Annotated in this window: 20 protein-coding genes; 8 read left to right on the top strand and 12 right to left on the bottom strand. The window is 62.9% G+C overall.

The features are described 5' to 3' along the window. Positions 1–15: 15 nt before the first annotated feature. Positions 16–1185 (bottom strand): FAS1-like dehydratase domain-containing protein, encoded by a 1170-nt coding sequence (locus tag ACSVDO_RS26670; protein WP_489597902.1) that lies wholly within the window; start codon positions 1183–1185, stop codon positions 16–18. Between the two features lie 272 nt (positions 1186–1457). Between ACSVDO_RS26670 and ACSVDO_RS26665 the strand changes: the two genes are divergently transcribed. Continuing rightward, complete coding sequence (locus ACSVDO_RS26665) at positions 1458–2681, top strand: amidohydrolase family protein (protein ID WP_489597624.1); 1224 nt, start codon at positions 1458–1460, stop codon at positions 2679–2681. 95 nt (positions 2682–2776) lie between these two features. Next, entirely contained in the window at positions 2777–3961 is a 1185-nt protein-coding gene (gene bktB, locus ACSVDO_RS26660) for a beta-ketothiolase BktB (RefSeq protein ID WP_489597623.1), read from the top strand. Positions 3962–3971: 10 nt separating this feature from the next. On the opposite strand, the gene ppc is transcribed toward bktB, so the two are convergent. From ppc to ACSVDO_RS26645, 3 genes are all read right to left on the bottom strand, one after another. Beyond that, positions 3972–6815: a phosphoenolpyruvate carboxylase gene (gene ppc / locus ACSVDO_RS26655; protein WP_489597622.1), complete on the bottom strand. Its 2844-nt coding sequence runs from the start codon at positions 6813–6815 to the stop codon at positions 3972–3974. Positions 6816–6857: 42 nt separating this feature from the next. Continuing rightward, positions 6858–7889 (bottom strand): XdhC family protein, encoded by a 1032-nt coding sequence (locus tag ACSVDO_RS26650; protein ID WP_489597621.1) that lies wholly within the window; start codon positions 7887–7889, stop codon positions 6858–6860. A gap of 79 nt (positions 7890–7968) precedes the next feature. After that, positions 7969–8859 carry an isocitrate lyase/PEP mutase family protein gene (locus tag ACSVDO_RS26645; protein ID WP_489597620.1) on the bottom strand — a complete coding sequence of 297 codons (891 nt, stop codon included), beginning with the start codon at positions 8857–8859 and terminating at the stop codon, positions 7969–7971. Between the two features lie 246 nt (positions 8860–9105). Here ACSVDO_RS26645 and ACSVDO_RS26640 point away from each other — a divergent pair, with 246 nt between their 5' ends. The 5 genes from ACSVDO_RS26640 to ACSVDO_RS26620 all read left to right on the top strand — a co-directional run bounded on the left by ACSVDO_RS26640 (position 9106) and on the right by ACSVDO_RS26620 (position 15945). Further along, positions 9106–10272, top strand: coding sequence for an FAD-dependent monooxygenase (locus ACSVDO_RS26640; RefSeq protein WP_489597619.1), 1167 nt, complete (start codon positions 9106–9108; stop codon positions 10270–10272). A 16-nt stretch (positions 10273–10288) separates the two neighbouring features. After that, positions 10289–11146 carry an FAD binding domain-containing protein gene (locus ACSVDO_RS26635; protein WP_489597618.1) on the top strand — a complete coding sequence of 286 codons (858 nt, stop codon included), beginning with the start codon at positions 10289–10291 and terminating at the stop codon, positions 11144–11146. After that, positions 11143–11634 (top strand): (2Fe-2S)-binding protein, encoded by a 492-nt coding sequence (locus tag ACSVDO_RS26630; protein ID WP_489597617.1) that lies wholly within the window; start codon positions 11143–11145, stop codon positions 11632–11634. Before ACSVDO_RS26635 ends, ACSVDO_RS26630 begins: the two co-directional genes overlap by 4 nt. Position 11635: 1 nt before the next feature. Beyond that, positions 11636–14035: a xanthine dehydrogenase family protein molybdopterin-binding subunit gene (locus ACSVDO_RS26625; protein WP_489597616.1), complete on the top strand. Its 2400-nt coding sequence runs from the start codon at positions 11636–11638 to the stop codon at positions 14033–14035. Positions 14036–14130: 95 nt separating this feature from the next. Beyond that, positions 14131–15945, top strand: coding sequence for an acyl-CoA dehydrogenase (locus ACSVDO_RS26620; RefSeq protein WP_489597615.1), 1815 nt, complete (start codon positions 14131–14133; stop codon positions 15943–15945). A 55-nt stretch (positions 15946–16000) separates the two neighbouring features. Here the strand turns inward: ACSVDO_RS26620 and leuD are convergent, their stop codons facing one another. The 3 genes from leuD to ACSVDO_RS26605 form a co-directional block, all read right to left on the bottom strand. Continuing rightward, positions 16001–16660, bottom strand: a complete 660-nt coding sequence (gene leuD / locus ACSVDO_RS26615; RefSeq protein ID WP_489597614.1) for a 3-isopropylmalate dehydratase small subunit — start codon at positions 16658–16660, stop codon at positions 16001–16003. Positions 16661–16694: 34 nt separating this feature from the next. Continuing rightward, a complete protein-coding gene (leuC, locus tag ACSVDO_RS26610; RefSeq protein WP_489597613.1) occupies positions 16695–18116 on the bottom strand; it encodes a 3-isopropylmalate dehydratase large subunit in 1422 nt (473 codons plus the stop codon). A gap of 97 nt (positions 18117–18213) precedes the next feature. After that, the gene (locus tag ACSVDO_RS26605) at positions 18214–19032 is read right to left on the bottom strand and encodes an alpha/beta fold hydrolase (protein ID WP_489597612.1); all 819 of its coding nucleotides are present in this window, start codon (positions 19030–19032) and stop codon (positions 18214–18216) included. 155 nt (positions 19033–19187) lie between these two features. On the opposite strand from ACSVDO_RS26605, the gene ACSVDO_RS26600 reads away from it, so the two are divergent. Further along, positions 19188–19748 (top strand): MarR family winged helix-turn-helix transcriptional regulator, encoded by a 561-nt coding sequence (locus tag ACSVDO_RS26600; RefSeq protein ID WP_489597611.1) that lies wholly within the window; start codon positions 19188–19190, stop codon positions 19746–19748. A gap of 20 nt (positions 19749–19768) precedes the next feature. Here ACSVDO_RS26600 and ACSVDO_RS26595 read toward each other — a convergent pair whose 3' ends face one another. From ACSVDO_RS26595 to ACSVDO_RS26575, 5 genes are all read right to left on the bottom strand, one after another. Next, entirely contained in the window at positions 19769–20275 is a 507-nt protein-coding gene (locus ACSVDO_RS26595; protein WP_489597610.1) for a hypothetical protein, read from the bottom strand. Between the two features lie 38 nt (positions 20276–20313). Beyond that, positions 20314–20868 (bottom strand): carboxymuconolactone decarboxylase family protein, encoded by a 555-nt coding sequence (locus tag ACSVDO_RS26590; RefSeq protein WP_489597609.1) that lies wholly within the window; start codon positions 20866–20868, stop codon positions 20314–20316. 90 nt (positions 20869–20958) lie between these two features. Further along, positions 20959–21954, bottom strand: coding sequence for a Bug family tripartite tricarboxylate transporter substrate binding protein (locus ACSVDO_RS26585; RefSeq protein WP_489597608.1), 996 nt, complete (start codon positions 21952–21954; stop codon positions 20959–20961). A gap of 108 nt (positions 21955–22062) precedes the next feature. Then, positions 22063–22704 carry an isochorismatase family protein gene (locus tag ACSVDO_RS26580; protein WP_489597607.1) on the bottom strand — a complete coding sequence of 214 codons (642 nt, stop codon included), beginning with the start codon at positions 22702–22704 and terminating at the stop codon, positions 22063–22065. Positions 22705–22890: 186 nt separating this feature from the next. Then, entirely contained in the window at positions 22891–23910 is a 1020-nt protein-coding gene (locus tag ACSVDO_RS26575) for a 2,5-dihydroxypyridine 5,6-dioxygenase NicX family protein (RefSeq protein WP_489597606.1), read from the bottom strand. Between the last annotated feature and the right edge of the window lie 9 nt (positions 23911–23919).

Below are 23919 nucleotides of genomic sequence, written 5' to 3'. Positions count from 1 at the left end.
TCAACGGGCTTGGTTTCAAGCGCCAGGACGCTTGGGCAGGGCGATGACGGCCGTCCCTGGCATGACCTGCTGGCCGCGCTGGTTCGTGGCCCAGGTCGTGAGCTTCACCACATGTTGGCCATCAATGTCGATCTCCTTGGCTTCCACGCGACCGCCCAGGCGAACCACATCGCCAAGATAGACATGCGCTCGGTACTGCCCCGTGATCTCGCGCAGCTGGCCGGTGTCACCCATCCAGTTGGTCAGTGAATGGATCTGCCAGCAGGTACGTTGGATGCCGACGTCGTAGGCAATCTGCGCGCCCTGGAGTTGCGCCGCATAGTCGTTGTAGTGCACGGAGTAAACCGGCTCGAGGGCATGGGTGCGGGGATCACGGAACGCCCATTTGGGGTGCTTGTGATAGCGCTTGAGCGAGACTGAATGCGCAGCCACGCGCGGAATAGGCGCTGCGCCGGCGGCGATGAAGGCAATGAAATCGGTCAGGCCCAGCGGCCCTTTGATGATGGTGTCGATCTCGTCGCCTACCTGCACATCGTCCCAGTAGCGCGGCAGTGCCCCGCGCGGTGCCTCCGCCAGGATCTGGGTTTCGATCGCGGCGATCTCTTCATCCTTCCAGGGATGGGGCACTTCGATCGCGCGACTCTCCCTGCGCTTTTGCATTTCGCCGCGCTCGAAACGCATGCGTGAGCAGATGAACGTGGCCTTGAGTTCACCCTTGTCGTTGCGGTACTCCTGGCGCAGGTAATCCTTGATGCGGCGACCGCCGAAATTGCTGTCGTCGATCGGGCCATCAAATCCGTCGAAGGTCACCTTGGCACTGATTTTTTCGCCGACGCGGATAGGCTCGTTGAAGGTCATCTTGGTTTCCGCGTGAAAACCGCCCAGGCCAGGCCAGCCTACCTGTACGGATCCGAGGCATGCAAACACGAAGCTCGGCGGCGCAACCAGCGTCTTGTATGGCCCTTGCGCCGCGTAATCTGCCAGGGTCCACAACGGGTTGTCATCGCCTATGCCTTCGCAAAAACGCAGGATGGCCATGCGCGTTGCGTACTCGTTGTTGAGGCAGGACTCGGTACGCAACTCCGTGCCGATCAGGGCCCGCATGTCTGCAAGCATCTTGTCGGTGAACTTGCCCTGGGCCAGCTCCTTGGTGATCTCACCGGAAGTGTTGTCTGTGCTGTTCATATATGCGAACTCCTGGTCGTATTTGCGATAGGCAACTTTAGGTTTGCATGAGAAGTTAGTCAATGCGGCTTTTGTGAAAACCGTATGCGCGAAAACGGTTGACGACGGATGCGGCTGCGGAGTTGGCATCGGCATGCGAAAAAGCAGGGCACCGGCTCCCGAAAACTGCGATGGACGCCAGGCAATGCCGGCTTCTAGACTGCCGTGCGAAGCCCCCATGCTTGCGGCGTGCGGGCCGGCCAACGTCCAACACCAGAACAAAGGAGACCTCCGTGACCCATGCTCAAGACATCCGCGCCCGCCGCTTGTTCCTTGGCGCCACAGCCGCAGTGCTGGGCGGACCGGCATTGGGCGATGCTGCGTCGCGCGTGGGAGCGCTGCCGGCGGCGCCCGCATACCGCGGCAATCAGCATCGCCCGACAGCGTCCCTGCTGCAGTGGCATGGGACAGGGCCAGGCGAGTCCGCCATTGAGCCGTGGATACCCATCGTCGATCCGCACCATCATCTTTTCAACGCGCAGTCCGATGCGCTGTACTACCGGCGAGAAGACATGGCGCGGGATCTTTCCACTGGCCACCATGTGGTGGGCACGGTCTATGTCGCCGCCTACGGCGCCGGCTGGCGCCCGGATGGCCCGGCCGGTCTGCGCTCCGTGGGAGAGACCGAGCGAATCGTGCAGCTTGGTGAAACTCCGCTGGCGACCCCGCATGGCCCCTGTCGACTCGCTGCAGGGATCGTGGCCGACGTGGACCTGACATTGGGAGAAGCAGTCGACCAGGTTCTGGCGGCGCACATGGCTGCTGGTCGTGGTCGTTTGCGTGGCGTGCGCTTTAACGCCACCTACCATGACAGCGATCTGGGCAAGTTCATTCCCAATGCGCCGGAGCACATCCTGGCAGACAGCGCCTTTCGCCGCGGCTTTGCGCAGCTCGATCGCCATGGCCTGTGCTTCGACGCGCTGATCTACCACACCCAGCTGCGCGCGCTGGCAGCGCTGGCCGATGCCTTCCCGCGCACTCCCATTGTGCTGAACCATGTAGGCATGCCTGTGGGCGTGCTTGCATTTCGCGGGCAACAGGCCAGCGTGCGACGGGAGTGGGAGCGCGACATGCGGACGCTGGCCGCCAGGCCGAATGTGCGTGTGAAGGTCGGTGGGATGGGCATGCCAATCTTCGGCTTTGGCTTCGAGACAGGCGCCAAGCCGGCCGCGACCTGCGCCTTGGTGCAAGCCTGGAAGCCGCTGATGGAGGTGACGATCGATGCTTTCGGTGCCGATCGTTGCATGCTGGAGAGCAATTTCCCGGTGGACAAGCAGTCCTGCAGCTACGTTCAGCTATGGAATGCATTCAAGCTCGTGACAGCAGGCCTATCGCCGTCCCAGCGCCAAGCCTTGTTCTACCGCACGGCATGCCAGACCTACAAGCTGCCTGACTTGGAGCGCGCCTGCGATCGAGTGTGGAGCGCGAGTTCCCCCGGTGGCAGCGCCGCCGCATAGCGCTGCAAACCGCTCGCGATCACGGCGATTTCCAAGTCGCCCTGCCATGCCTGGCTTTGCCGGGCCACTTTTACCCTTTGAGAAGAGAAATTTCCATGACCCGTGAAGTCGTCGTCGTCAGCGCAGTGCGCACCGCCATTGGGGCTTTTGGCGGCAGCCTGAAAGACATCCCGCCCACCGAACTCGGCGCGCTCGTAGTACGCGAGTCGCTGGCTCGCGCTGATGTGTCAGGCAAGGATGTGGGCCATGTGGTGTTTGGCCATGTCGTAAATACCGAGCCCAGGGACATGTACCTGGCGCGCGTGGCCGCTATTCATGGCGGCTGTGCCGAGGGCACGCCGGCTTATAACGTCAACCGGCTGTGCGGCTCCGGCCTGCAGGCGATTGTCAACGCCAGCCAGTCGATTTTGCTGGGCGATGTGGACGTGGCCATAGGTGCGGGTGCTGAGAACATGAGCCGAGCGCCCTTTGCCAGTCTGAACATGCGCTGGGGTGCCCGCATGGGCGACAGCAAGATGGTGGACATGATGATTGGCGCGCTGCACGACCCGTTTCTTGCCATCCACATGGGCGTGACGGCCGAGAACATCGCCGCGAAGTGGGGCATCAGTCGCGAGCAGCAGGATCGGTTGGCCGTAGACAGCCACAACCGCGCCGAGCGCGCCACGGCTGCCGGGTATTTCAAGGAGCAGATAGTTCCCGTCGTACGCGAGAGCAAAAAAGCGCATTCCGAGTACGCCACGGATGAGCATTTCCGCAGTGGCGCGACATTGGATGACTTTGCCAGGCTCAAGCCCGTCTTCCTCAAGGAGAACGGCACCGTCACTGCCGGCAATGCGTCGGGCATCAATGACGCGGCCGCAGCGGTGGTGCTGATGGAGGCCGGCGCCGCCAGGGCGCGCGGCGCCCAGCCTCTGGCCCGCCTGGTCGCCTACGCACATGCAGGAGTGGATCCGAAATACATGGGCATTGGACCGGTGCCGGCCACGCAGATAGCGCTACGCAAAGCCGGCCTGACGGTGAATGACATGGACGTGATCGAGGCCAACGAAGCCTTTGCAGCCCAGGCCTGCGCCGTGGCCCAGGAGCTGGGATTGGACCCCGCCAAGGTCAATCCGAATGGCTCGGGTATTTCGCTCGGTCACCCTATTGGTGCGACCGGAGCGGTCATTACCGTCAAGGCGCTGCACGAATTGCGGCGCGTGCAGGGACGTTACGCGCTGGTGACGATGTGCATTGGCGGCGGCCAGGGCATGGCGGTGATCTTCGAGCGGCTTTGAAGATGCGACGCTAGCCCGTGTTGCGCAGCCCTGATGCTATGCCGTTGATGGAGATATGGATACCGATCTTCACTCGTTCGTCGCCTTCGCCCGCGCGCCAGCGGCGCACCAGCTCGACCTGCAGATGGTGCAGCGGGTCGATGTAGGGAAAGCGGTGCTGGATGGAGCGCGCCAGCGCCGCGTTGTGCGCCAGGCGGTTCGCGTCGCCCGTGATGCGGCTGAGCGCAGCGGCCGTGCGCCGCCATTCGGCTTCGATGGCACTAAACACCTTCTTGCGCAGGCGCGCATCGGCCACGAGTTCGCTGTAGCGCGAGGCCAGCGCCAGGTCGCTCTTGGCCAGCACCATGTCCATGTTGGACAGTAGCGTGCGAAAGAACGGCCACTGGCGGTACATCCTGCGCAGCAAGTCCATCTGCGCTTCGGGCGTCTTGCCCGGTGACTGCACGAAGGCCTCGACGGCCGCGCCAAAGCCGTACCAGCCCGGCAGCGTGAGCCGGCACTGGCCCCAGCTGAAGCCCCAGGGGATGGCGCGCAGGTCCTCTATCTTCTGGCTGGCCTTGCGTGACGCGGGGCGCGAGCCGATGTTGAGCTCCGCGATCTCGCGGATGGGCGTGGTGTTGAAGAAGTAGTCGGTGAAGCCCGGCGTGTCGTAGACCAGCGCGCGGTAGGCCTGCATGCTGGCCTGCGACAGCGCGGCCGCGGCCGCCAGGAACGGCCGGGTAGCGGGCCTGGCCGGCGGCAGCAGCGTGGCTTCCAGCGTTGCCGCCACCAGCGTTTCCAGGTTGCGCCGTCCGATCTCGGGATTGGCGTACTTCGAGGCAATGACTTCGCCCTGCTCGGTGAGGCGGATCTGGCCGCGCACCGTGCCCGGCGGCTGCGCCAGGATCGCCTGGTAGCTGGGTCCGCCGCCGCGCCCCACGGTGCCGCCGCGGCCGTGGAACATGCGCAGCTGTATCGGTGCGCCGGGCTGGGCGGCGTTCATCTCGTCAAACAGCGCCGCCAGCGCGGTCTCGGCGCGGTACAGCTCCCAGTTGCTGGTGAAGATGCCGCCGTCCTTGTTGCTGTCGCTGTAGCCCAGCATGATGTCCTGCTCGGCGCCGCTGGCGCGCACCAGGGCCGCGTAGCCGGGCAGGGCGTAGAGCGCGCGCATGATGGGCGCGGCGTTGCGCAGGTCCTCTATGGTCTCGAACAGCGGCACCACGATCAGGTCCGCCGTGGCGGCGCCGTCCAGCGTGCCGCGCATCAGCCCGACTTCCTTTTGCAGCAGCAGTACTTCGAGCAGGTCGCTGACGGTCTCGGTGTGGCTGATGATGTAGTGGCGAATCGCCTCGGCGCCAAAGCGCTGGCGCGCTTCGCGCGCGGTCTCGAAGATGGCCAGCTCGCCGGTCGTGTGCGCGCTGTACGCCGCGCCCACCACGCGCAGCGGCCGGGCATCGCACAGCAGGCGCAGCAGCAGCGCGCGCCGCTGCGCTTCATCCAGCTCGCCGTAGTCGGCCTCGAGGCGCGCGCTGGCCAGCAGTTCGGCGAGCACGCGCTCGTGCTGGTCCGAACTCTGGCGCAGATCGACGGTGGCCAGATGGAAGCCAAAGACCTCGACGGCGCGCAGCAGCGGCTGCAGGCGCTCGGCAGCCAGCGCGGCACCCTGGTGCGAGCGCAGCGAGGCTTCGATCACCCGCAGGTCGGCGAGAAACTCCTGCGCCGTGCCGTAGGCATTCTGCGGCGCGACCGCATGCCTTGCGGCGTCGCGCCCGGTCAGGTTCTTGAGCGTTGCCGCCAGGCGCGCATAGATGCCGGTGAGCGCGCGGCGATAGGGCTCGTCCTGGCGGTGTTCGCTGGTGTCGGGCGAGCGCTCGGCCAGTTGCAGCATCTCCTGCGGCATGCGCACCAGGCGCGCCGACAGCGACAGCTCGCCTCCCAGGCAATGCACTTCGGTCAGGTAGTGGCGCAGCGCCACCTCGGCCTGGCGGCCCAGGGCCAGGGACAGCGTGGCGGCGCTGACATTGGGATTGCCGTCGCGGTCGCCGCCAATCCACTGGCCCATGCGCAGGAAGTTTGCCACGGGCACATCCCCGAGCGCCTGCTCTAGATCGGCGTAAAGCCGGGGAATCTCGCTGAGAAAAGTGGATTCGTAGTAGGACAGCGCGTTCTCGATCTCGTCGGCCACGGTGAGCTTGGAGTAGCGCAAAAGTCGCGTATGCCACAGTTGGGTGACGCGCGCGCGCAGGCGCTGCTCGTTGGCGGCAAGCGCGCGCGGCGTCAGCGCATCGGCGCTGGCGCGGTGATACTGCGCGCGCTCCTGGAGCGCATCGCGCGCGCTCAGCAGTTCGGCAATCTCGCGCTCGGCATCCAGAATGCTCTTGCGCTGCACTTCGGTGGGATGGGCCGTGAGCACGGGCGCCACATGGCTGCTGGCGAGCATCTGCGAAATCGCGTCCGGCGCGATGCCCGCGGCGCGCAGGCGCGCCAGCGCCACCGCGATGCTGCCCTCCTGCGTGCTGCCGGCGCGTTCGTGCACCCTGCGCCGGCGGATATGGTGGCGGTCCTCGGCCAGATTGGCCAGGTGGCTGAAATAGGTGAAGGCGCGGATCACGCTGACGGTCTGGTCGGTGCTCAAGCCCTTGAGCAGCTTCTTGAGCGCCTTGTCGGCATCCTGGTCGGCGTCGCGGCGAAACGTCACGGACAGCTGGCGCACCTGTTCGACCAGCGCGAAAGCCGCCACGCCTTCCTGTTCGCGGATCACGTCGCCCAGGATGCGGCCCAGCAGGCGGATGTCCTCGACCAGCGGCTGGTCCTTGTCGCTGGGGGGGGCGCAGGGCGCTGTGCTGTGGGAAGGGTAAAGTCTGGATGGCGTCATGAGGGCAGTGGATTCGGTGAAAGGGCGTCAAGGCGCTGGGTGTCAGTCGGCTGGCGTTTCAGGGAGTGCGCCCTCGCGGCGTGATTTGCCTTCGGCCACCGATGGAGCGCTGTGCTGGCGGGCGCCATTTTTCACAGCCAGGATCTCGGCCATCACGCTTACCGCGATCTCCGCGGGCGTCTTGCTGCCTATATAGAGCCCAATGGGAGCGTGCAGCCTTGCCAGCGATTGCTCGGTTTCGTCGAAATGTTCAATCATCCGCTGCCTGCGGTGCTGCGAGTTGCGGCGCGAGCCGATAGCCCCGACATAGAACGCGGGGCTGTGCAGCGCCTCCAGCAGCGCCATATCGTCAAGCTTGGGGTCATGGCTCAGGGCCACGATGCAGCTGCGTGCATCGGCACGCAGGCTGCGCACGGCATCGTCGGGCATTTCGCAGCTGGTCTGTACGCCTGCCACCGACCAGGTGTCGAGGTACTCGGCGCGGGGATCGCAGACGGTTACCGCAAAGTCGTTGAACAAGGCCATGGTGGCGACGTACTGCGCGAGTGCCCCGGCACCAATGAGCAGCATCCGGTACTGCGGCCCCAGCGTGCTGGCGAGCGTCACGCCGTCGAAGTACAAAGGCGTTGGCGCGTCGGCGGCCTGCAGCGTGACTGCGCCAGTGGTGCAGTCCACCTTGCGCTGCACCAGCTGCCCCTCTTCCAATCGCGCCACGAGGGCCTTCAAGGCCGCCAGGTCCGGATTGAATTCCAGCAGCAGCTCCAGCGTGCCGCCGCAGGGCAGGCCGAAGCGGTGGGCTTCATCGGCGCTCACTCCGTAGCGCACCAGCTGCGCACCGGTGTTCGGTATCCCGTCCGCGCCATGGGCGCGGGAGTGGCGAAAGATCAGATCGTCCTCGATGCAACCGCCCGAAACCGAGCCAACGCAGCGACCGTCTTCACGCAGGGTCATCATGGAGCCCACGGGACGCGGCGAGGAGCCCCAGGTTTTGACCACCGTGGCGAGAAGCAGTCGATCGCCTGCCGCACTCCAGTCGCGCGCCGCGCGCAGCACGCTTACATCAACGCTTTCCATGGCTTGAATTCCTTTTGAAGAAGAGGGGCAGGCGTCTGGAGCGCGAACGCGTCCTGCCCTGGATCAGCGGCTGCGTGCCTCAGGCATATTTCCTCTCAAATGCCGCGACCTCATCGAATCCCATGAGCTTGGAAAAATTCTGAAAGTCATACAGCGGGCTCTGCATGCCGGCCGTCGATCCGTTGTCCTGCAGCGTGGAATACACCGATTGCAGGGCCGCGGCAGTGGCCAGGAAGCCTGTCGCCGGAAAGATCGCCATGCTGAATCCCAGCGAGATCAGCTGCTGCCGGGTCAGGATCGGGGTGCTGCCGCCTTCGACCATGTTGGCCAGCAGGGGAATGTCGAAGTTGCGGCCTATGATTTCCATCTCCTGTGGCGATTCCGGGCTCTCGACGAACAGCACGTCGGCACCCGCCTTGACGTATTGCTCGCCACGGCGCAGCGCCTCGTCCAGGCCCAGGTTGGTGCGCGCGTCCGTGCGCGCCAGGATGAGCATGTTCGGGTCGGAGCGGGTTTCCACTGCTACGCGAATCTTCTTGACCATATCTGCTGCCTCTATGACCTGGCGTCCCGGCATGTGGCCGCATTTCTTGGGATATTGCTGGTCCTCGAGCTGAACGATGCAGGCGCCTGCGGCTTCATAGCCACGCACCGTGTGCATCACATTCAGCAGGCCGCCATAGCCGGTGTCGGCATCGCAGATCATCGGCGTGCGCGTGCCCGCGGCAAAGCGCTGCACGCGGTCGACCATATCGGTATACGACGCAAGTCCCGCATCCGGCAGGCCCAGATAGGAAGCCACAGTGCCATAGCCTGTCATGTACAGCGCATCGAACTGCATGGCATCCGCGATCTTGGCGGAGATCATGTCGAAGACGCCTGGAGCCGCGATGAACTGCTTGCTGCGGATGCGCGCGGCGAGCTGGCTTCGTTTCTGCGCTGCGTCGATGGTAGTGGAGTGGATTGTCATGGTGAGCGCGATCTCAATGAGAAAAGGGATGACACAGGGTGACTGTGGGCTTACGCGTTGTCCGCAACCTGGTTGCTGTGGTTCCATGAACCTACAAAGCGAACCTAAATTCTATACGAAACGTACATTAATTGGTGTAGAATCAAAACGCACGCCGGGAGCGACGCCAGATGGCTGTCCCGCTTGGTCGGCGCCTTCGGCGCCCAGGCGACTTGTGTAGGGCGTGCCCAGACTTAAGGCCAGAAAATGACTCAGCAGAGAATTGCCGTGATCGGCGGTGGCATGGGAGGCCTGACGGCAGGATCCCTGCTGCAGCGCATGGGCTTCGAGAACGTGACCGTCTACGAGCAGGCGCCCGAGCTGGCGCGCATAGGCGCGGGCATCAACATCTATCCCAACGGCATGCATGTGCTGCGCGCCACCGGCGTCGTCGAGGAAATGCTCACGCGCGGCCAGGTGCCCGCCACCTGGTTCAGCCGCGAGTGGGACAGCGGCAAGATCCTCTATTCACAGCCCCAGCAGGACTGGGCGACGCGCTACGGCGAGCCGCATTCCATCCTGCACCGCGGTGATCTGCAGTCCACGCTGCTGCGCGGCCTGCGCCCCGGCACCATAGAGTTCAGCAAGCGCCTGGTGGGGCTGGAGGAACTCGGAGATGCCGTGCGGCTGGATTTCGCCGACGGCACGACGGCCGAGGTCGATGCGGTGATAGGCGCCGACGGCGTCAACTCGCGCGTGCGCGAGTTGCTGCTGGGCCCCGAGGCGCCCCGGTACACCGGCTATGTCGCCTACCGCTCGGTGTTTCCGGCCTCGCGCCTGTCGCGCCCGCTGGACTCGGACGGCGCCAAGTTCTGGTCGGATTCGCGCCATCCTTCGGGCGAGGACCGGCACATGATCATCTACTACACGACCAAGGCCAAGGACGAGGTCTACTTCGTCACCGGCTCGCCCGATCCGCACTGGCAGGGCACTTCGCCCGTCGACGTGACGATCCAGGAAGTGCAGGACCACTACGCCGGCTTTCACGAGGAAGTGCAGCGCGTGATTGCCGCCTCGACGCACATCAGCAAATGGCCGCTGCTCACGCGCGACCCGCTGCCGCTGTGGAGCGCCGGGCGCGTGGTGCTGCTGGGCGACGCCTGCCACCCGATGAAGCCGCACATGGGCCAGGGCGCGGGCATGGCCTTCGAGGACGCTGCCGTTCTGGCACGATGCATGCAAGCGCACCCCGAGGATTTGCCGCTGGCGTACAAGCGCTACGAAAGCACGCGCCAGGCGCGGGCTTCGAAGGTGCAGGCGGTGTCCAATGCCAACACTTTCCTGAAATACGAGGAGGATCCGTCATGGGTCTTTGGCTACAACGCGATGACGGCGCCTTTGGCCGAGGCGGAGCCGGCCGTGGCGGCGCGTTAAGCGCCCGAGGTAGCGCATGAAACCCCCGGTCTTTGACTACCACGCGCCCGAGACGGTGGAAGGCGTGATCGCGCTGCTGCGCCAGTACGGCGCGGATGCGCGCGTGCTGTCGGGCGGCCAGAGCCTGGTGCCCATGCTCAATCTGCGGGTGCTCAAGCCCGCGGCGCTGATCGATCTGAACCGCTGCCCGGCGCTGGACTATGTGCGCCGCGAAGGCGACTGGTTGGCCGTGGGCGGCATGGCGCGCCAGTTCGACACCATGGAGCACCCGCTGGTGCGCGCGCTGTGCCCGCTGGTGTCCCTGGCGCTGGAGCATGCGGGGCCGGTGGCGGTGCGCTGCCGCGCCACCGTGGGCGGCACGATTGCCCATGCGGACCGCGTGGCCGAGCTGCCGTCGGTGGCCATGGCCCTGGACGCAAAGATGGTGATCGACGGCATCCACGGCAGCCGAACCGTGGATGCCCGGGACTTCTTTCAGGGCGATCTGAGCACGGCCATCATGCCCGGCGAGTTCCTGCGCGAAGTGCGCTTTCCGGTGTGCGCACCCGACTCCTATGCCTTGTTCCAGGAAGTGAGCGTGCGCCAGGAAGGGGTGGCGGTGGTGGGACTGGCGGCGTATGCGGTGCCGGGCAGCAGCATCGCGCTGGCGGCAATGGGCGTCGACGGCCAGCCGCTGCGCCTGCGGCAGACGCAAGCGCTGGTGCTGGAGCGCGGACTGGGCGCAGAAGGCCTGATAGCCGCGGCCGTGGACTGCGCGCGCGCGGAGGTCGAGCCGTCTGCCGACCCCTACGCCACGGCGGCCTACCGCAGGCATGTGGTGGGCGTGCTGGTGCAAAGGGCGCTGCAAGGCGCGATCGACAAGGGGATGCAATGACGCAAGAGCAGCAACTGATACGGATGACGGTCAACGGCGTCGAGATGCAGGGCGAGGCCGAGCCGCGCATGCTGCTGGCGGACTTCCTGCGCCACCAGCTCAAGCTGACGGGAACGCATGTGGGCTGCGCGCACGGCGCCTGCGGGGCATGCACGGTGGTGGTGGACGGCCAGCCGGCGCGAAGCTGCCTGATGTTCGCGCTGCAGGCGCAGGACACGTTCGTGACGACCATCGAGGGTTTGTCGACACCCGACGGTCTGTCGCCGCTGCAGCAGGAGTTCCAGAACCACCATGCGCTGCAGTGCGGGTTCTGCACGCCGGGGATGCTGATCTCGGCGCAGGCGCTGCTGGACCGCAATCTGGAGCCGACGGAAGACGAGATCCGCGCATGGCTGGCGGGCAATCTGTGCCGCTGCACGGGCTACGAAGGCATCGTGAATGCGGTCAAGGCGGCGGCAAAACGCATCAAGATTGAACAAGGGTGGTGAGATGAATGCTCCGAACGAGAAGATCCAGTTGAACGAGTCCTATGTGGGGCGTCCCGTGAACCGGGTCGAGGATCAGCGCCTGGTGCAGGGCGACGGGCGCTACATCGATGATGTGCCCGAGCCCGATGGCGTGCTGCATGCCGTCTTCGTGCGCAGTTCGTTTGCGCACGCGAAGATACTGTCCATCGACCGCGCGGCCGCGCAGGATGTGAAAGGCGTGCACGCCGTTGTCACCGGCCCCGAGCTCGCGGCCTTGATCCGTCCGATTGCCACGCCGCTGGCCGAGGGGCGCCAGCTGCTGCGCCATGTGCTGGCCCTGGACCGGGTGCGCTTCGTGGGCGAACCGGTGGCCGTGGTGCTGGCCACCAGCGCCTATGTGGCCGAAGATGCGGCGGAGCTGGTCCAGGTGGACTACGAACCGTTGCCTGCCGTCGTCACCATAGACCAAGCCTTGACGCCGGGCCTGGGGGCCATCTATGAAGATCTGAACAGCAACGTGGTGTTTCGCGCCGCCATGGAAACGCCGGGTACGAGCGAAGCCTTCTCCAAGGCAAAACACGTCTTCTCGGACACTTTTTCCAGCACCCGGCTCGCGGGCGTGGCGATGGAAACCTGCGGCTTTCTGGCCAGCTATGACAAGGGGCGCGAGCAGCTGAGCCTGTGGTCCACGGCCCACCTGCCCATCAAGGAGCGCTGGGAAATTGCCTCGGCGCTGGAGATTCCCGAAAAGAACGTGCGCATCATGACGCCCGACGTGGGCGGCAGCTTCGGCATGAAGACCGTCACGCGCTCCGAAGTGCTGGTGGGCGCTGCGCTGGCGATCAAGTACTGCCGGCCCATCAAATGGATAGGCGATCGCCAGGAAGATCTGGCGCTGCTGCATGGGCGCGACTACCAATTCACCATCACCCTGGCCGTCGATGACGAAGGCCGGATCGTCGCCGTGAGAAACCGGCCGGTGGTGAACATTGGCGCCTACGCGTTGTGGATCACTTCGGCGGGCATCGATGCCGGCGGTGCGGGTCACCACATGATGGGCGCCTACCGCGTACCCCACTATGAATATGAAGCCATGTCGGTGGTGACCAATACCGCGCCGACCTGCTCCTACCGTGGCGTGGCCTCGCCGATTCTGACCTTCGGCATGGAAACGCTGCTGATGCGGGCGGCGCACAAGCTCGGCCTCGACCCCGTGGAGATCCGCAAGATCAACCTGATCCGCCAGGATGACCTGCCATACAAGAACGCCGTGGGCGTGGTGCATGACACCGCCAGCAATCTGCAGTGCCTGGACATCGTTCTGGAGCGCTCGAACTACCGTGCTTTCAAGAAGGAATTCTCGGGCAGGCTGGGCGCGGACGGCAAGCTGCGCGGCATCGGCCTGGCCTGCATGGCCGACCATACCGGCCAGGGCACATCGACCACGCGCTCGCGCGGCCAGGCTTCACGCTGGCCGGGTTACGACGGCGCGCGCGTGCGCATAGAGCCCGACGGCAAGGCCAGCATCCACCTGAGCCTGGCTTCGCAGGGCCAGGGCCACCAGACTGTTTTTGCGCAGCTGGCCGCGGACACGCTGGGCCTGCGCATGGAAGACATCACGCTGGAGGCTGCGGACACCGCCAGCGTGCCGTTCGGCACGGGCGCAGGCGCCAGCCGCGGCACGGTCGGCGGCGGGGGCGCACTGATCAAGGCCTGCACCACGCTGGGCGACAAGATGAAGCGCATCGCGGCGCATCAATTGCAGCTACCGGTCTCGAAGATGGTGCTGGGTCAGGGGCGCATTGCCTGCGACGACGACCCCTCGCGCTTTCTGCTGATCTCGCAGATCGCCGCCAGCGCCTACATGATAGGCATGGGCGACATGCCGGCGGGCGAAACCATAGGCCTGGATGTCGTGGATTTCTACGACCCGCCTATGTCGAGTTACGCGCTGGGTGCCTGCGTGGCCCAGGTGGCCTTGGATCCCGGCACCGGCCTGGTCAAGGTCGAGCGCTTCTTCATGGCGCATGACTGCGGCCGCGTGCTCAACCCCATGCTGGTGGACGGCCAAGTCAAGGGCGCGATCGTGCAGGGCATTGGCGCCGTGCTGATGGAAGGCGCGCGCTACAGCGCCGATGGCCAGCCCATGGCCACCACCTTGCTGGACTATTCCATTCCAACCACGCTGGACACTCCGGAAATCATTCTCGACCACGTCGAGACGCCGTCGACCTTCACCTTGGGCGGAATGAAAGGCGCGGGCGAAAGCGGCGCCATTGGCGTCGTGCCCGCAATCATCCACGCGGTGGCCGACGCGCTCGGCCAGATCCCCCCTGGCATCACTTCCATGCCGTTGACGCCCAGCGTCGTGATGCAGTTGCTGGGCATTGATGACGCCGCAGATCCGCCCGCCGCGGCGTGACGGCGGCCGCCTTCGGCCCGCCTGCACCTTTACCCACAAAAGGGCATCCCGCGCGATGCCCTTTTTCATGCGTTTTCTTCGTTCCTCACATCCTCATGACTTACTCCGCCCCAATCAAGGACTTGCTATTCAACATCGCGCATCTGGCGCGCATAGACGAAATCGCCGCGCTACCCGGCTTCGAGGACGGGGGCCTGGATACGGCCCAGGCGGTGCTGCAGGAGTGCGCGCGTTTCACGCAGGATGTCGTGGCGCCGCTGAACGTCGCCGGCGATCGCGACCCCTCGTCCTTTAAGGACGGCGTAGTTACCACCACCCCCGGCTTTCGCCAAGCCTATGCCCAGTATGCCGCCGGCGGCTGGCAGGGCTTGCAGCATCCGCAGGACTTCGGCGGCCAGGGTCTGCCCAAAACCATTGGAGCGGCCTGCGGGGAAATGCTCAACAGTGCCAGTTTGAGTTTTGCGCTGTGCCCGCTGCTGACCGACGGCGCAATTGAAGCGCTGCTCACAGGCGGCTGCGATGAACTCAAGGCCATCTATCTTGAAAAAATGGTGACCGGCAAATGGACCGGCACCATGAACCTGACCGAACCCCAGGCCGGCAGCGATCTCGCGCAGGTGCGTACGCGTGCCGAACCGCAGGCCGATGGCAGCTACAAGGTTTTCGGCACCAAGATCTTCATCACCTACGGCGAGCACGACATGGCCGAGAACATCGTCCATCTGGTGCTGGCGCGCGTGGCCGGCGCGCCCGAAGGCGTCAAGGGCATCAGCCTGTTTGTCGTGCCCAAATTCCTGGTCCGGCCGGACGGCTCGCCGGGCGCGCGCAACGATGTGCAATGCGTGTCCATAGAGCACAAGCTGGGCATCAAGGCCTCGCCCACGGCCGTGCTGCAGTTCGGCGACGGTCTGGCGGACAGCGTCGCCGACAGCGCGGGCGCGGGTGCCATAGGTTACCTCGTGGGCGAGGAAAATCGCGGCCTCGAGTACATGTTCGTCATGATGAATGCCGCGCGCTATGCCGTGGGCGTGCAGGGCATTGCTCTGGCCGAGCGCGCCTACCAGCAGGCCGCGGCCTTTGCCAAGGAGCGCGTGCAAAGCCGTCCCGTCGACGGCAGCATCCAGGCCAGCGCGACCATCATTCACCACCCGGACGTGCGCCGCATGCTCATGACCATGCGCGCCAGTATCGAAGGCTGCCGCGCCATGGCCAGCGTGGCGGCGGCGGCCTACGACGTGGCCCACCACCATGCCGATGCCCAGGTGCGCCAGCAAAACCAGCTCTTCTATGAGTTCCTCGTGCCGCTGGTCAAGGGCTTGAGCACCGAGATGGCCCAGGAAGTCACTGGCTTGGGCGTGCAAGTGCATGGCGGCATGGGCTTCATCGAGGAAACCGGCGCCGCCCAGCATTACCGCGATGCCAAGATACTGACCATTTACGAAGGCACGACCGCGATCCAGGCCAACGACTTCGTGGGCCGCAAGACACTGCGCGATGGGGGGTGCAACGCCAGGGCCGTGGCGGCGCGCATCGAGGCCACCGAGCGCGATCTACGCGCAAGCGGCAGCGTCGCGGCGCTCGCGGTGGCGCGCCGCCTCGGCGCTGCCCGCACAGCCTTTGTTGAGGTCGTGGACTTCATGCTGGCCCAGCACCGGATCGCGCCCAATGCTGTCTATGCGGGCAGCGTGCCCTATCTGCTGCTTGCAGCCCATCTGATCGCGGGCTGGCAGCTGGCGCGCGCTCTGCTGGTAGCCCAGGAGCTGCAAGGCCATGATGAGGCTTTCATGCAGGCCAAGGTGGCTACCGCACGCTTTTATGCCGACCACCTGCTGGTCAAGGCGCCGGGAATGCGCGATGCCATCGTTGACGGCGCCGGCAGCGTGATGGCGCTGCCGCTTGACGCCTTCTGAGGGCGCTGGCCCGCCAGGCACCCCATTTTGTGGGGACGGCCTGGCGTGGCATACCTCAGTTGGCCTGATGATCCATCTGGTTGTCCAGCCAGGGATTGCCGGCCAGGCGCTTGGCTTCGTATGCCGCGATCTTGTCCTTGTGGCGTAGCGTGAGGCCGATATCATCGAGGCCATTGAGCAGGCAATACTTGCGGAAAGCCTGCACGTCGAAGGACAGTGCCTCGCCGCCCGGCTTGATGATGACCTGGCGTTCCAGGTCGACCGTGAGCACATAGCCAGGGACGAGCGCGACTGCGTCGAACAGCCGAGCCACCTGGTTTTCGGGCAGCACGATGGGCAGCAGGCCGTTCTTGAAACAGTTGTTGAAGAAGATGTCGGCAAAGCTCGGCGCGATGATGGCCCTGAGTCCGTACTGCTCCAGCGCCCAGGGTGCGTGCTCGCGACTCGAGCCGCAGCCAAAGTTCTTGCGTGCCAGCAGAATCGAAGCGCCCTGGTAGCGCGGCTGGTTCAGCACGAAATCGGGGTTGATCTGACGGTCGCTGGTGTCCATTCCGGGCTCGCCGTGGTCCAGGTAGCGCCACTCATCGAACAGGTGCGGGCCGAAGCCCGTCTTGCTGATCGATTTGAGGAACTGCTTGGGAAGAATGGCGTCGGTGTCGACGTTCTCGCGGTCCATGGGCACCACGAGGCCCTGGTGTGTGGTGAATTTTTGCATGCGGTTTCCTTGGCAGTTGAAGGTGGGCTCGTTTTCAGACGAGCTCACGCACGTCGACGAAGTGACCGTGGATGGCCGCCGCTGCCGCCATTGCGGGGCTCACGAGATGGGTGCGGCCGCCCGTGCCCTGGCGGCCCTCGAAGTTGCGGTTGCTGGTGGAGGCGCAGCGCTCACCGGGCTCGAGGCGGTCGGCATTCATGCCCAGGCACATGGAGCAGCCGGGCTGGCGCCACTCGAAGCCCGCGGCCTTGAAGACCTGGTCCAGCCCTTCGCGTTCGGCCTGCTCCTTGACCTGACCCGAGCCCGGAACGACCAGCGCCTGCTTCACGTTGCCGGAAAGCTTCCTGCCCAGTCGGGTGACGACGGCAGCAGCCTGGCGCAGGTCCTCGATGCGGCTGTTGGTGCAGCTGCCGATGAACACCTTGTCGACAACAATGTCGGTGATGGCGGTATTCGCTTCCAGCCCCATGTAGCGCAGCGCGCGCTCTATTGCCGCACGTTTGTTCGCATCCGGCTCCTGCGCGGGATCCGGCACGCGCCCATCCACCGGCAACACCATTTCGGGGGAAGTGCCCCAGGTGACTTGCGGCTTGATCTGCGTGGCGTCCAATTCGACCACGGTGTCGAAATGCGCGCCCTCGTCCGACTGCAGGGCCTTCCAGCCGCGCACTGCCTGCTCCCATGCGGCGCCCTTGGGGGTGAAAGGGCGGCCTTCGACATAGTCGATGGTTTTCTGGTCCACCGCCACAAGCCCGGCGCGCGAGCCCGCTTCGATGGCCATGTTGCACAGCGTCATCCGGCCTTCCATGCTCAGGTCCCGGATGGCCGAACCCGCGAACTCCATGGTGTAGCCGGTGCCGCCGGCGGTACCGATCTTGCCGATGACGGCCAGAATGATGTCCTTGGCGCTCACGCCGGGCATCAGCGCGCCTTCGACGCGCACCAGCATGTTCCTGGCCTTCTTGGCCAGCAGGGTCTGCGTGGCCAGCACATGCTCGACCTCGCTGGTACCTATGCCATGCGCCAGAGCGCCGAAAGCGCCATGCGTCGATGTGTGGCTGTCGCCGCAGACCACGGTCATGCCAGGCAGCGTCGCGCCGGTCTCGGGGCCGATCACATGGGCAATGCCCTGGCGACTGGACAGATAGGGGAAAAAGGCGGCGGCACCGAATTCTCCGATGTTGGCATCCAGCGCCATGATCTGCGCCTTGCTGACCGGATCCTCGATGCCGTCATAGCCCAGCTCCCACCCGGTCGTGGGCGTGCTGTGATCGGCGGTGGCGACCACCGAGTTCACGCGCCAGAACTTGCGTCCGGCTTCGCGCAGGCCCTCGAAGGCCTGCGGACTGCTGACCTCGTGCACGAGATGGCGGTCGATATACAAGAGGGTGGTTCCATCCTCTTCGGTGTGGACGACATGCTCGTCCCAGATCTTGTCGTAGAGCGTGCGGGGCATATTTTTAAATGGAGTGGTGAAAAATATCGGCGCTGAGGCCGGGGTGTTTCCATGACCCATGTGCATGTGCAACAAGCGCCGGGTCATGGGCAAAGGGCTACTGCTGCGCCGGCGCAATGAAATCGGCGACCGCCGCCACGAACGCATCGAGCTGATCCCAGGGAATCATGTGACCTGCGTCCAGGATCTTTTGCGCCCTGCAGTTGCCCATGGCCTGGGCGATCTCGGCGGCGTCCTCGTCTGTCACTGTGTTGCCCCGCTGCGCGTACAGCAAAAGCGTGGGGGTGGCGATATGAGGCAGGTCGCCATGGATGCTTTCCTCGTGGAACGATCTATGGCTTTCGGCGATGGCGAAGGGATCGCAGGTGGGCAACCATTCCATGCGGGCCTCGATCTGCGCCTCGGTCCAGCCAAACTGGGCCTTGATTGCAGCGTACCCCTGGCCTCGACTCACTTCCTCGATGGACTGCAGGTAATAAGGCAAGTCAATCGGGTAGGGCCGACGACCCGGGCCCGACACCGGAGGATCGACCAGAATCAGTTTTGCGACGACATTCGCCGACTGCGCTGCGAAGCGGATGGCAATGCGGGCGCCCATCGAATGACCCAGGACCATTGGCTGTTCAAGGCCCAGCGCATCGATCAGCCCCTGAACGTCCTGGGCATAGTCGTCGAGCTGGTACGAAAGATGCGTACCGCTCGAGGACAGTCCGCGACCACGGATGTCCATCACGTAGACGTCGGCATAGGCCGCAAGCCGTTCGGCGACAAACTCCCAGCTCGCGGCGGGACTGGTAATGCCAGGCAACAGGATCAGGGGAGGGCGGCCCGATCCAACTTTGACATAATGGATTCGCAGATCGCCCAAAAGCAGGTGGCGTCCTACTCTTTTTGGAGTATTTTCGGTGTTGGTCATATGCGTTTAGTGGGTGATCTTCAAATCCGATGGGCGCGTGATTGGCTGCATGGAAAATCAATGCGGGCACTGTCTGGAGGAATACCTTTCGCTTGCACAGTCTTGTTTGATTTCAATATAATTGCGCAAGTTTTTGACTATATTGTGAGTAATGCATGCAAAAAAAAGGCGAAGATTCGGCTCCCAACACTGAAGAGGCAGAATTTGTCCCTAGCTTGTCCGTGTCACACGAAGCAATGCTTCAGGATGGCAATGATGAGTTGTTCAGGAGGGTCCTGTTTCTCTCAAGATTGTTTGCAGATCGACTGCTGATGTTCAGAGACACCGTTGCTGATTCGGTTAATTTGAGCGGTAATCAGTACGTCATTCTTTTGGCCATCGCACATGCCCAGGGCAAAGGCGGAACCACTGTCCGCGACGTGGCGAAATATGCGCTGATGGCGTCGACCCATGTCACAACGCAGGTCGGCTATCTCATCAAGAAAGGCCTGGTCAGCAAGGGCGCCAACGCCAGCGATGGCCGCAGTGTGATTTTGCTGCTCACGAAAAATGGCGAGGAAACGATGCGCACAATTGCTCCTTTGCGACAAAAATTCAACGACGCCTTCTTTGAAGGCGTCACCCGGTCCATGCTGGTGTCCGCAGAGAAATTCCTGACCCGGGTGACCGACAACAGCGAGAAAGCCCTTCCTCTGTTGGAGGAGAAACGCGATTGATTCTCGCTGTGAACGAGCTGTTAGGCGGCCACTGCCGAAGGTAGGCGTTCTGTAATGGACGCCAGTCCATTGAAGAAGATTGTAAATCCGGCAATTTTCACCAGCTCAAGGCATATTTCTCGACCAAATGCCTGGGCTGTGCGGTCAAAGCAGGAATTGCTGACGCGGCCTCGCGTTATCAGTTCAAAAACGAATTCGTGCACCATATTTTCATCGTCATGGTCACTGATGGGGTGCTGACGATTGGAAATCGCCGTGATCGTCTTTTCATCCAGATCCGTGGTCTGAATGGACTTCATGGCAATATATTTTTGAACATCCTCGGTGCGATGTTTGGCCGCGGCCGTCAGCACCGCAACTGCGCGCAGGCGCTCGGGAACCTGCAAGCCCTCGGTGAGAAACTTGTCGAGTTCGTAAAGCAATCCTGCAATTTTTGGAGCATACAGGATGGCGCCGTACGGACCGCTTAAAACCTCTGCCTGTTCGGTTTTGATTTTTTCCAGAATTTCGCGCTGTTCTGCGCTCATTTCTTCGGATTTCAGTATGGGATATCGCATCGCAAGTTCTATTCTGTAGGGACGGAAAATGCGGGTTCGAACCCCGCGAGAAATTTTGGTATCGGTGGATGAGAAACGTTCATACTCAAACCCAGGGTTCCGTAATAACCGCAGGTGGTGATTATTTCAATGATGGCAGCGTGGCCAAAATGGTCTACGGTCTTTTGAAATGTTTCATCCGAGACACGACCGTCGGTCTGGTACTCCATGCAGAGGTCATACACCAGCTCTTCAGCGAGCGGCATATTCTCCGGGCGTTGTTGCGCTGCCACGGCATCGATGATGTTCTGTGCCAACCCAAACTCGTGCGCTTCCATGGCATGCACATGGAATTCCAACTGTGCAGCTACATGGCGCGCGGTGATGATGATTGCCAGTTCGCGCAGCTTGGGCTCGAGGCTGGTGCTGAAACGGCAGTGCTCACCCAGCGCCTGGAACCTGTCCAGAATGCCGGGAATGTAGACCAGGGGAATGAACGGGCCCTCGACGCCACCTTCGGACGAGACGGACGGCTTGCGGCGTTTGGTGACGACCTGAACCGCGCGCAGTTGCTCGTGGTTCATGTCGCGGCGAGATAGGGGTGGGTATCGCATGGCTGGATTCAAGGGTGGTTGAAGGAGCAGTGATCTCGCCCTAGCGGCGAGATCGCTGGATTAATTGGCGGTGATATTCAGCTCTTTGATGAGTTTCTGGTAGCTTGCCGCATCCATCTTGTTGGTCTGGGCAAGTGCACTGGCAGGTCCACCGACAGGGGTGGACCCCTGTTTCCTCAGCGTTTCCACGACATCCGGCATCTTGAGAATTTTATCTATATGCCCATTGAGCAGCGTGATAATGGAGTCACTGGTTCCCTGGGGTGCGAAGACGCCATACCATGAAACAATATTCACCTTGGGATAGCCAAGTTCCGCAAGCGTGGGAACATCGGGTGCCAATTCAGTACGTGTGTTTCCGGTGGTGGCCAGAATGCGCATCTTTTGCGTTTTCAAGTGCGGCTCAATCGTGCTCATGGACGCATAGGAATAAGCCACATGCCCTCCCAACAAATCGACCACGGCCTGGGAAGTTCCTTTGTAGGGCACATGGTCCAGATTGATTCCCGTTGCCTGGTTCACCGCTTCACCAATGAGATGGGTAATGGATCCGCTGCCTGCACTGCCATATGTCAGCGTCGTTTTTTTCGAGGTTGCGAGAGCCTCTTGAAACGACTTGATTCCCGGCTGCGGGCCGGCTACAAGAAATACCGGTGTCTTGCAGACTTCGATCACCGGCTTGAAACTGTCAATGGGGTTGTAGGCCGGCTTGCTGCCACCGCCGGATATCAATTGCGCAAACGAGAAACTATTGGGCGTGAACAGCAGCGTATGTCCGTCCGCCGCAGATTTTGCAACATAGGTTGCACCAATGACACCAGCAGCACCCGGGCGGTTTTCCACCAAAACAGGCGCACCCATCATCGTGCCCAGCTTTTCTGCAATGGCTCTGGCAACCTGGTCCGTGCCCGCACCCGCGGAGAACGGAACCACCAAAGTGATTGGCTTGCTGGGATAGCCTGGCGCAGCCTGCGCCGTCGCGGAAAAGGAGAGAGCAATGACAGCTGATGCAAGAATTGCATTGCGTCGGTTGGTGCGGCTTGTGAAATCGGACATGATGGTTTCGATGGTATTTTCGCTAAAAGGCAGTGACAGGGCCGGAAAAAAATATGTGACTGAACCCGTCTTCACCAAATGGGAAGTAGCCTTAGAGGTTTCTTCCCGCTATTTTGCGATGCTCTGGAGATATCGGGTGACTTCATCTTCACCCAGCACATCTCCATATTTCGCATTCATGTCATAGAGATTGACTTCATGCACGGTCGCATGTCGATCACCGACTGCTTCTCGAACAACTACAGGCCGAAATCCATGCGAAATTGCATCCACACAAGTTGCGCGCACGCAGCCGCTGGTAGAAACTCCACAAAGAATAACGGTGTCAACCCCCATGGCCGTTAATGCTGGAGCAAGTCCTGTGCCAAAGAAAGCGCTCGCGTAGCGTTTGGAAATAATAATGTCCGATTCCTCCACCTTCAACGTGGGAGGAAAGTCCCCCAGAGGGTTTCCCGGTTCGAAGCTGGTCAGTGCGTGCTTTATCTTTTCATAAAAGATGCCACCGCCCACCCCATTCTTTTGTATTTCCATGCGGGTGATTGCCACAGGAATTGCGGCTGCGTTGGCAAGCGTCTTGAGGCGCACGCCGGATTCCAAGCTGGGGCCGAAATCCGGGTGGTAGAGGGGGGCACCCTCCACGTAGTAGGCCTGCACGAAGTCGATCATCACCAGCGCCGGGCGCTTGCCAAACCCCAATCGTGTGTTGAACCCCGTGCTTGCATAGTTCGTGTCGAGCGCTGTCTGATCCATACGATGCCCTTTCTGAGGCGGCATTGATCTGCCGCAAGTCTTAATTTAACTACAAATAGTAGTGAATGTACATACGTTAAGTATATAAATTTTGGTGCGTGAAGGCACCACATCCGTGCGGCTCTAGGATTCTTGCACCAGATCGCTGCAGTACATCGGATGGCAGGGAGTCTCCATGGCGGCAACTCAAATCGGCGTGACCGATCCCTTGTCGACAACCGTTTTGCCATCGAGCTTCAAGGTGCAGCCAAGCAAAGGCATGTCGAAGTGACCCATGGTGTTGCGTTTGCCGCCCACTTCAGTGTTGGGGCCGGTGGAAAATTGGACATTGCCGGCAAAGGAGCGTGGATCGGTTCCGCCCACGCGCAGCGGCGTCTTGCGCACCGCGAACCAGTCGGCGCGCGGATCCACACCCCAACCAATATGTGCGATGGCGTAGGCCTCGGGGTCGTTGAAGCCGGCCATCTCGCTGCGCAGGCGATCGGCGTCAGGCCCGCCTTCGATGGCGGTGATGTAGCCATCCTTGACGGTCAGATGGATGGGAGTTTCGGCATAGTGGTTCAGCGGCCAGATGAAATCGTCCTTGTTGATGACGACGGTGCCGTTGGACGAACCTTCGTTGGGCCAGGTGTAGAGAAAGGCGGAAGGCCAGTGGTCCCATCTGCCAGGTTCGTCCGCCACGCCGTACTGGGTGATAACGGGGAATTCGCCGATTTCCATGCGCAGATCGGTGCCTGCCTCGGAGGTCAAATGCAGCGTCTTGGCGGCACGGAACAACTGTGCGCTGGCGGTGACCGATTGCGTCAGCGCCTCGGTCGGGGGGCGTGCCTGCAGCACTTCGGCGGGTTCGAGCACCAGCAGCATGCGCGCACCTGATTCGAGAATCTCGACCTGCTCGGGCGAATGCAGCAGCAGCAGCAGGTCGACGACGAAATCGGCCTGCTTGAGACAGGCCATCGCCGCGCTGAGGCCTGTCACCGGCGTGGTGCCCACGGTGGCAAGCGCGTTGGCACCGACCGTGGCCCGCGGCGCCGGAACATGCAACTGAAGAGGGCGCGTTCCCAGGTTCTGGGCCGCCTCCATCGCTGCCCGCACGTATTGCTGCGGGCTGGCGGCTCCGGACAGGACAACGACCGACTCTTGGGGTTTCAGTTTGCAGCGCACGAATTGTTCCTGGAACAGGTGCACGAGCTTGTCGAATGACATGGGTTCTCC

It is taken from the genome of Comamonas sp. DB36 (assembly GCF_057914905.1).
Note: the sequence above shows the minus strand (reverse complement) of the source record. Positions and strands in the feature narration are given on the sequence as shown.